Source organism: Frankia sp. CeRuru1 (assembly GCF_977966315.1).
The window spans coordinates 5,594-15,195 of record NZ_CDWWEW010000099.1 but is presented as its reverse complement, the minus strand read 5'-3'; the positions used below and the strand labels follow the sequence as shown (position 1 = coordinate 15,195).

Genomic DNA, 9,602 nt, shown 5'->3' with positions numbered 1-9,602 from the left:
GCCGTGCTCAGGGGTTCGGCGGTGAACCAGGACGGTGCGTCGAACGGGTTGACGGCGCCGAACGGGCCGTCGCAGCAGCGGGTGATCCGCCGTGCGTTGGCGAACGCGGGGCTGTCGGCGGGTGATGTCGATGCTGTCGAGGGTCATGGGACGGGTACGAGGCTCGGTGACCCGATTGAGGCGCAGGCCCTCCTCGCGACCTATGGCAGGGGCCGGCCCGCCGGGCGGCCGCTGTGGTTGGGGTCGTTGAAGTCGAACATCGGCCACGCTCAGGCCGCCTCGGGTGTGGCCGGTGTGATCAAGATGGTGCAGGCGCTGCGGCATGGCGTGCTGCCGGCCACGCTGCACGTCGACGCGCCGTCCACCCAGGTCGACTGGGACGCCGGCACGGTCGAGCTGCTCACCGACGCCCAGGACTGGCCGCGCACCGGCCGGCCGCGGCGCGCCGGTGTGTCCTCGTTCGGGCTCAGCGGCACCAACGCGCACGTCATCCTGGAGCAGGCGCCCGACGGGACCGCGCTGCCCCCGGCCGAGGGACCCGCACCCACCGCGGAGTCCGCCGTCGCCGGGGCCGGACCTGGCGCCGCAGCAGCCGCCGGCCATGGTTCCGGGGCCGCGACCGAGCAGGCCCCCGCCCCGATCGTGATCTCGGCCCGCAGCCCGCGGGCCCTCGCCGGCCAGGCCGCCCGGCTGGCCGGTTTTCTGCCGGCGGCCCCCGCCCCGCTGCCGGACGTCGCGGCCGCCCTCGTCACGCACCGCGGCTACCTGCCCGAGCGGGCCGTCGTGGTGGCCGGGTCACGGGCGCAGGCGGTGACCGAATTGGAGCAGCTGGCCGCCGGCAGGCCCGCCCGCGGTGCCGTCACCGGCCGGGCGGGCGATTCGGGCCGGCTCGTGTTCCTGTTCCCCGGCCAGGGGGGACAGCGCGCGGGGATGGGCCGCGAGCTCGCCACTCGGTACCCCGCGTTCGCGGCAGCCTTCGACGAAGTGTGCGACCTGCTGGACGAGCACCTGGCGGGTTGGATCGGCCATCCGGTGCGCGATGTCGTGTTCGGCTCGCCGCACGGCCTGCTGGACGAGACGGTCTACACCCAGGCCGGTGTCTTCGCCGTAGAGGTCGCGTTGGCCCGGCTGTTCGAGTCCTGGGGCGTGCGGCCCGATCTCGTCGTCGGCCACTCGGTCGGCGAGCTCGCCGCCGTCCACGTCGCCGGTCTGCTGTCACTGCCGGACGCCGCCCGGGTGGTGGCCGCCCGCGGCCGGCTGATGCAGGCGCTGCCGCCCGGCGGCGCGATGGTCTCGGTCAACCTGCCGGAGGATGCCGTGCGGGAGTTCCTCGGCGACGGTGTGGACCTGGCCGTGGTCAACGGCCCGGACTCGGTGGTGCTGTCCGGTGCCGAGGACGGTGTTCTGTCGGCGGCCGAGGCCCTGAGCGCCCGCGGCGCCCGGACCCGGCGGCTGAACATCTCCCGGGCGGCGCACTCGGCCCTCATGGACCCGATGCTCGACGGTTTCGCCGCCGTCCTGGACGGTGTGACCTGGCGGGAGCCCGTGACCCCGGTCATCTCGACCCTGACCGGCACCCTGGTGACCACCGAGCTGTCCACCACCCGCTACTGGACCGACCACGTCCGCCGCCCGGTGCGGTTCGCCGCGGCGCTGCGGGCCGCGGTCGAGGCTGGCGGCGGGCTTTTCCTGGAGACAGGACCCGGGACGGCACTCACCGGCCTGGCCGGCGCGGTCGGCGCGGCGGTACCGGCGATGCGCGACGACCGGCCGGAGAGCCAGGCGGTGCTCGCCGCCGCCGGTGAGCTGTTCGTCCGGGGCGTCGACGTCGACTGGCGGGCCGCCCTCCCGGCGGGCAGCACCGGCGGCGCCGTGGACCTGCCGACGTACGCGTTCGACCACGAGCACTACTGGCTGCCGACCGCCCGCGAGGCCCGCGACGCGCCCGCGCTCGGCCTGGCCGGTTCCGACCACCCGATCCTCGCGGCCGTGGTCGAGGTGCCGGAGACCGACGGTGTGCTGGCAACCGGCCGGCTGTCCCTGCGGACACACCCCTGGCTCGCCGGCCACGCCGTCGACGGCGTCGTCCTGCTGCCTGGCACGGGGCTGGTGGAGCTGGCCGTCCGGGCCGGTGACGAGGTCGGCTGCGGCCACCTGCAGGAACTCGTGATCGAAGCCCCGCTGGTGGTGCCGGGCCGCGCGGGCGTCCGTGTCCAGGTGAGCGTCGGCGGCCCGGACGAGTGGGGTGTGCGCCGGGTGAGCGTGCACTCCGCTCCCTCCGAGCGCGACGGCCGCGGCGACGGGGCCTGGACCCGGCACGCCACCGGACTGCTTGCTCCCGGCGTGGCCCCGACCGGGCTGCCCCGGCCGGAGTTCGACGCCACCGCCTGGCCGCCGGCCGGCGCGGAGGAGGTCAAGATCGATCCGGTTGACTTCTACGCCGCGTTGCGCCGGCACCACTACGAGTACGGCCCGCCCTTCCGCGGCCTGCGTGCCGCCTGGCACCGCGGTGAGGAGCTGTTCGCCGAGATCGCCCTGCCGGAGGAGGCCCACGCCGACGCCGCCCGCTTCGTCCTCCATCCCGCGCTGCTGGACGCCGCCCTGCACACCAGGGCGTTCCTGGCCCCGGACGACGACCGGGTGATGCTGCCGTTCGCCTGGAACGGCGTCACGTTGCACGCCGCCGGGGCGACGTCCCTGCGGGTCCGGGCGGCACTCCGCGGGGGCGAGGCGCTGACCCTGGAGACCTGGGACGACGCCGGTCGTCCGGTGCTGAGCACCGAGGCGCTGGTCTTCCGACAGCTCACACCGAGCCGGCTGCGGATGGCCGGCGAAGGTCTGTACGAGGTGGCCTGGACACCGCTGCCCGCCGGCGCGGGCCCGGAACCGGCTCCGGACTGGCCTACCGTCACCAGCCCGGTCGAGGTCGCCGACCTGGCCGACGACGTGCTCTCAGGATCGCCCGTGCCCGCTGCCGTCGTGCTGCCCGCCGGTGGCGGCGAGGACGCGTTCACCGAGACCACCCGGGTGCTCGAGGTGCTCCAGACCTGGCTCGCCGGAGGCGGCCTGGACACCGTGCCACTCGTCGTGGCCACCCGGGGCGCGGTCGCTTCGGACGCCCGTGACCCGGTCGGTGCGGCCGTCTGGGGGCTGGTCCGCGCGGCCCAGGCCGAGAACCCCGACCGCTTCGTGCTTGCCGACCTCGACCCGGACGGCGGCCCGCTGCCCGACGTCCTGGCTACCGGCGAGCCCCAGGTCGCGGTGCGCGGGCCGGAGCTGCTGGTGCCCCGGCTGACCCGGCTCGCCCCGCCGGCGCCCTCGAGTCAGGACGGCCCGGAACGGACCGACCCGGGGACCCGTTTCGACCCGGATGGCACCGTGCTGATCACAGGTGGCATGGGCTCGCTCGGCCGCCTGCTGGCCGGGCACCTGGTCCGCGTGCACGGCGTCCGGCACCTTGTCCTCGCCGGGCGCCGGGGGCCGGCCTCGGACGGGGCGGACGAGCTCACCCGCCGGCTGCGCGCCTGGGGCGCCGAGACGGTGGAGGTCGTCGCCCTCGACGCCGCCGATCCCGCCGCCGTCACCGAACTGGTCGACCGGCTGTGTGCCCACCGCCGGCTGTCCGGCGTGGTCCACGCGGCCGGGGTCTTCGACGCCGGTGTCGTGACCCAGACCGACCCGGGCCGGCTGGCGGAGGTCTTCGCGGCGAAGGTCGTCTCGGCGCAGAACCTCGACCGGGCCACCCGCGACATCGACCTCGACGTGTTCGCGGTCTTCTCCTCCGTCTCCGGCACCTTCCTGGGCGCCGGCACCGGAGGGTACGGCGCGGCGAACGCCTTCCTGGACGGCCTGGTCGCCGCCCGCCGGGCCCAGGGCCGGCCCGGGATCTCGCTCGCGTGGGGTGCCTGGGAGCAGTCCACCGGCATGGCGGCCGACCTCGACGACCTGCGCCGCACCCGGTTGAGGAGGCGTGGCGGGCTGCTCGCCATGCCCGCCGGCGAGGGACTGGCCCTGTTCGACGCCGCCCTCGCCGCCGGCCGGCCGCTGGTGGTGCCGGCCAGGCTCGACCTGGCCGCGCTCGCCGGCGCGGGCACCGTCCCGCCGATCCTTCGCCACCTCGTGCGGGCCACCCGCGGCCGGGCATGGGCCGCGGCCGCCGGGCGGCCCCGGGCGCGGCTGGCCGACCTCCCCCCGGCCGAGCGCGAGGCGGGCCTGCTGGAGATCGTCCGCGATCAGGTCAGCCTCACCCTCGGCTTCGGCGCCACCCAGCTCCTGGACGGCGACCAGGGGCTGTTCGAGATCGGTTTCGACTCCCTGACAGCGCTCGAACTGCGCAACCGCCTCGTCGAGGTCACCGGCCTGCGCCTGCCGCCCGGGCTCGTCTTCGACCACCCCACGCCCGGAAGGCTCGCCGCCCACCTGCTCACCCACCTCGAAGGACCGTGACGACGTGTTCGACCCCGAGGCCTACCTGCGACGGATCGGCGCCCCCGCGCCGACCAGCCCCGACCTCCCGACCCTGCGCGCGTTACAGCACCGCCACCTCTCGACAATCCCGTACAACATCGCGCCGGAGGACTTCGCCGACGGTGTCCACCTCGTCGACCTCGACGAGGACGAGATCTTCACCCGCAGCATCCTGGACGGCCGGGGCGGCACATGTTTCCAGCTGAACCGGCTCTTCCACCGTCTCCTGCGCGAGCTGGGCTACGACGTCTCGCTCGTGGCCGGCAGCACCGCCGAGGGCCGGCAGCACTTCGCCACCGACGTCGAGCACATGTTCTGTCTGGTGACGCTGGATGGCGAGCAGTGGCTCACCGACGTCGGCTACCCGGGTCCGTCCTACATCGAGCCGCTGCGGGTGGCGGTGAGCGTGCAGGAGCAGCACGGCAGCCAGTTCCGGGTGCGTGAGCTCGACGGCGCGCTGGCCGTGCAGCGGCGCGGGCGGGTCACCCGGTGGGGCGTCGTCTACACGTTCACGCTCCAGCCCCGCCGCTTCCAGGACTGGAAGGAGTTCGAGGACAGGGCCCGCGAGCAGCAGCCCACCGAGCCGGCGGCGGACTTCCAAGGCGTGCTGCGCGGGCGGGCCTTCGCCGACGGCCAGGCCGTGCTCAAGGGCCGCCGCTACCTCGTGGTCCGCGACGGGCGCGAACACGTCCACACGATCACGGACGACGACGAGCACCGGCGGTTGTCCGCCGCGATCCTGGCCCGCGAGTTCGACCGGCCGCCCGTCCCACGGTGACGGACGACAACCCCGAGACGAGATGGGACACCCGACAGGGAACGAAGGGACTGGTATGACGAACACATCCGTCGACGTCGTGGTGATCGGCGCCGGCCCGGCCGGATCGGTCGCGTCGGTGATGCTGGCCAGGCAGGGCCGCTCGGTGGCGCTGCTGGAACGCGAGGCCGAACCGCGCTTCCACATCGGCGAGTCGCTTCTGCCGTACATGATGGGCCTGTTCGAGCGGATCGGCCTGCGCGAGGCGGTCGCCTCCCAGGCCTACGTGCCGAAGTTCGGCGGCGAGTTCATCGACCCCACCGAGTCGAAGTTCTTCTCGGGCGTGTTCCGGGCCGACTTCACCAAGCAGGGCGAGGGCCGGTTCGATCGTGCCTTCCAGGTGGAGCGGCGCCGGTTCGACCGGATGCTCGCCGAACAGGCCGCCGCGAACGGCGCCGACGTCCGCTTCGGCGCCACCGTCACCGATCTGCTGATGGACGGCGACCGGGTGGCGGGCGTGCGCTACGAGGAGGACGGCGAGAGCCACGAGGTGCGGGCGGCCTACGTGATCGACGCCAGCGGCCGGGCCGGCAAGATCGCGCACAGGTTCGGGCTGCGCAAGACCCTCGAGAAACTGCGCATGGTCGCGGTGTTCCGGCACTACGCGGGCCTCGACGAGAAGCACAACCTCGGCGTGGCGGGCGACATCCAGGTCGGCGTCCACGCCGACGGCTGGGTGTGGGCCATCCCGCTGTCCGACGACGTGATCAGCGTGGGGGCCGTGATGCCCCGCGACGTGCTGCGGGCCAGTACGCCGGAGCAGGTGTTCGACGAGCATGTGGCCCGGGTGCCGCGGATCGTGGCCCGGCTGACCGGCACGAGCCCGACGATGGACCTCAAGGTGGAGACCGACTACTGCTACCACAGCGACACCGTCGTCGGCGAGGGCTGGCTGATGGTCGGCGACGCGGGGTGTTTCGGCGACCCGATGTTCTCCGGCGGCGTGCTGGTGGCCGCGGCGACCGCGGTGCGGGCGGCCGAGGCGGTCGGGGCCGCACTCGACGACCCCGCCGATGCCGACCGGCAGATCCAGGACTACAGCGACTTCTTCAAGACCGGCTACGACACCTACATCCGGCTGATTCACGCGTTCTACGACGGCGAGCTGGTGGCGACGGCGGCTGACGCCGGCCGGACGACGTCCCGGGAGATGTTGGAGAGGTACCTGATCCGGCTGATCGGCGGCGACTTCTGGAGCGAGCACAACGCCGTCGCCCAGGAGATGCGCAAGCGCCCCGAGTGGGACACGTTCACGCCGTTCGAGCGGCAGTTCGGCTGCCCCGCCTACCCGCACCTCGACGAGGCCGACCGCAAGGAGCGGGTCGAGGCCCGGATCCGCCGGGCCGCGACCGGCGTCTGAGCGGGCGGCGCCGGTGGGACGGGCAGTCCACCACGGAGATCATCTGCTCGACGGCCGGCGCGTTGACCCATCCGATCCCGCCCCTCTCTCCTGAGCAGATTCGGAGAAACATGAGTTCCCGACCAGCACCGGAGTTTCCGCAGTGGCCGCAGTTCGACGACACCGAGCGCGACGGTCTGATCCGCGCCCTGGAACAGGGCCAGTGGTGGCGGATGGGAGGCGCCGAAGTCTCCTTGTTCGAGGAGGAGTTCGGCGCCTACCACGGCGCGCCTTACACCCTGGCCGTGACCAACGGGACGCAGGCACTGGAGCTGGCGCTGCAGTGCCTCGGCGTCGGCCCGGGCACCGAGGTCGTGGTTCCGGGCTTCACGTTCATCTCGTCCTCACAGGCCGCCCAGCGCATCGGCGCCGTCCCGGTGCCGGTCGACATCGACCCGAGCACGTACAACATCGACCCCGACGCGGTCGCGGCGGCGATCACCGACCGTACGAAGGCCATCATGCCGGTGCACATGGCCGGCCTGTTCGCCGACATGGACGCCCTGGCGAAGATCTCGGACGAGACCGGAGTGCCGTTGCTGCAGGACGCCGCGCACGCGCAGGGCGCGTGGTGGCAGGGCAGGCGCGTCGGTGAGCTCGGCACCATCGCGGCGCTCAGCTTCCAGAACGGCAAACTGATGACCGCGGGGGAGGGCGGCGCGGTGCTGTTCCCCGACGAGGAGACCTACGAGACGGCATTCCTCCGGCACAGCTGCGGGCGCCCGCGCACCGACCGGCACTACCACCACAGGATCTCGGGCACGAACATGCGGATGAACGAGTTCTCCGCCGCCGTGCTGCGTGCCCAGCTGAGCCGCCTCGACGAGCAGCGAGCTGTTCGCGATGAGCGGTGGCAGCTGCTGTCCGGCCTGCTCGGGGCGATTCCCGGAGTGGTGCCCCAGGGCGGCGACCCGAGGGCTGACCAGAACCCGCACTACATGGCCATGTTCCGGATTCCGGGCCTGGCTGAGCAGGACCGCAACCGGCTGGTCGACACGCTGGTGGCGGCCGGGCTGCCGGCGTTCGCGGCGTTTCGGGCGATCTACCGGACAGAGGCGTTCTGGGAGGTCGGCGCGCCGTCCGAGTCGGTGGAGGAGGTCGCGGCGCGTTGCCCCACGGTGGAGGCGATCAGCGCCGACGGCATCTGGCTGCACCACCGTGTGCTGCTGGCCGCCGAGCAGGCGATCCGCGACACCGCCGCGATCATCGCCGACTCGGTGGCAGCAGCGTGAGCGGGCGTCCGGACGGACGGGCGCGATGACTGTCCGGGTCGCGGTCGTCGGACTCGGCTGGGCCGGCCGCGAGCTGTGGCTGCCCCGCCTGCTCGGGCACCCGGCCTACGAGGTCGTCGCCGTCGTCGACCCCGACCCGGCCGGCCGGGCGGCGGCCCTCGAGCGGGCCGCGCCGGCCGCGCCGGCCGCCATGGCCGGCGTTCACGAGCTGCCCGCCCACGACGTCGACCTGGCCGTCGTGGCCGTGCCCAACCACCTGCACGCCGAGATCGCGGCCGACCTGCTGCACCGGGGCGTCGGCGTTTTCCTCGAGAAGCCCGTCTGTCTCAGCTCGGCCGAGGTCGAGACCCTCGCCGCGGCCGAGCGGGCCGGTGGCGCCACCCTGCTGGCCGGCAGCGCCGCCCGCCACCGAGCCGACGTCCGCGCGCTCGCCCGCCTCGTACCCCGCCTCGGCCGCATCCGCCACGCCGACCTCGCCTGGGTCCGCGCCCGCGGCATCCCCCGCGCGGGCGGCTGGTTCACCCGACGCGACCAAGCCGGCGGAGGAGCCCTCGTCGACCTCGGCTGGCACCTCCTCGACACCCTCACCACCCTCCTCGGCCCGGCTCACTTCGACCACGTCCTCGGCGCGACCTCAGCCGACTTCGTGAACGACGAGGCCTGGCGGGCGGCCTGGCGACAGGACGCCGACGAGAGCCAGGCCGGCGACGTCGAGGACACCGCCCGGGGGTTCATGATCCGTGGCGACGGCGTCTCGGTGGCGCTGCGCGCCAGCTGGGCCTCCCACCAGGCTCGGGACACCTCCCGGCTGTCCCTTGAGGGCAGCGCAGGCAATGCCACCTTGACCTGCACGTTCGGGTTCAGCCCGAACCGCCGGCCCCGGAGCGTGCTCACGCTCACCCGCCAGGGCACCGCGACCCGGGTGCCGGTGCCGGCCGAGCCGGTCGGCACCGAGTACGACCGCCAGCTTGACGAGCTCGCCGCCCACCCGGCCGGTCGTGGCCAGGCCGTCGCCGAGGCCCGGACCACCGTACGGACCATCGAGAACTTCTACAGCTCCGCGCTGCGGCCACCGCGCGATCCGGCGTTGCCCGACCCGCAGGCAGGTAACAGTTCCACGAGAACCAGCCGAGTGAAGGAGTCGCTTCCGTGACCGCGCCGCTGACACCGCTCTCCAAGAGCCGCACCGACACCGCCGCCGGGACTGGTCTGCCGGGTGTGATCGCTCCTGAGGCCGTCGTCTTCGACCTGGACGGCGTCCTCGTCGACAGCTTCGCCGTCATGCAGGAAGCCTTCGCGATCGCATACGCCGAGGTCGTCGGCGACGGGCCCGTGCCGTTTGACGAGTACCACAGACACCAGGGCCGGTTCTTCCCCGACATCATGCGGATCATGGGACTGCCGTCGGAGATGGAGGGGCCCTTCGTGCGGGAGAGCTATCGGCTCGCCCACCAGGTCAAGATCTTCGACGGTGTGGTGGAGCTGCTGCTGACCCTGCGGGTCCGGGGGCTGCGTCTTGCGGTCGCCACCGGCAAGAGCGGCCCGCGGGCCCGCTCGCTGCTCGACCAGCTCGGGCTTCTGCCGTTCTTCGACCATGTCGTGGGTTCCGACGAGGTGGCGAATCCGAAGCCCGCCCCGGACATCGTGCTTCACACTCTCGATCGGCTCGGCGTGTCCCCGGCCGCGG

General features: G+C 73.6%; 6 protein-coding genes. All 6 read left to right on the top strand.

The features are described from left to right. On the top strand, positions 1-4,446 hold a 4,446-nt coding region (locus AC08OP_RS09925; protein WP_476613924.1), incomplete at its 5' end, for a type I polyketide synthase. Positions 4,447-4,450: 4 nt separating this feature from the next. Beyond that, the gene (locus AC08OP_RS09920) at positions 4,451-5,245 is read left to right on the top strand and encodes an arylamine N-acetyltransferase family protein (protein WP_476613923.1); all 795 of its coding nucleotides are present in this window, start codon (positions 4,451-4,453) and stop codon (positions 5,243-5,245) included. Between the two features lie 55 nt (positions 5,246-5,300). Continuing rightward, the gene (locus AC08OP_RS09915) at positions 5,301-6,644 is read left to right on the top strand and encodes an NAD(P)/FAD-dependent oxidoreductase (protein WP_476613922.1); all 1,344 of its coding nucleotides are present in this window, start codon (positions 5,301-5,303) and stop codon (positions 6,642-6,644) included. A gap of 110 nt (positions 6,645-6,754) precedes the next feature. Further along, positions 6,755-7,915: a DegT/DnrJ/EryC1/StrS family aminotransferase gene (locus AC08OP_RS09910; RefSeq protein ID WP_476613921.1), complete on the top strand. Its 1,161-nt coding sequence runs from the start codon at positions 6,755-6,757 to the stop codon at positions 7,913-7,915. A gap of 25 nt (positions 7,916-7,940) precedes the next feature. Next, complete coding sequence (locus AC08OP_RS09905) at positions 7,941-9,068, top strand: Gfo/Idh/MocA family protein (protein ID WP_476613920.1); 1,128 nt, start codon at positions 7,941-7,943, stop codon at positions 9,066-9,068. Between the two features lie 128 nt (positions 9,069-9,196). After that, positions 9,197-9,602, top strand: a 406-nt coding sequence (locus AC08OP_RS09900) for an HAD family hydrolase (RefSeq protein ID WP_476613925.1), incomplete at its 3' end; no start/stop codon positions are given.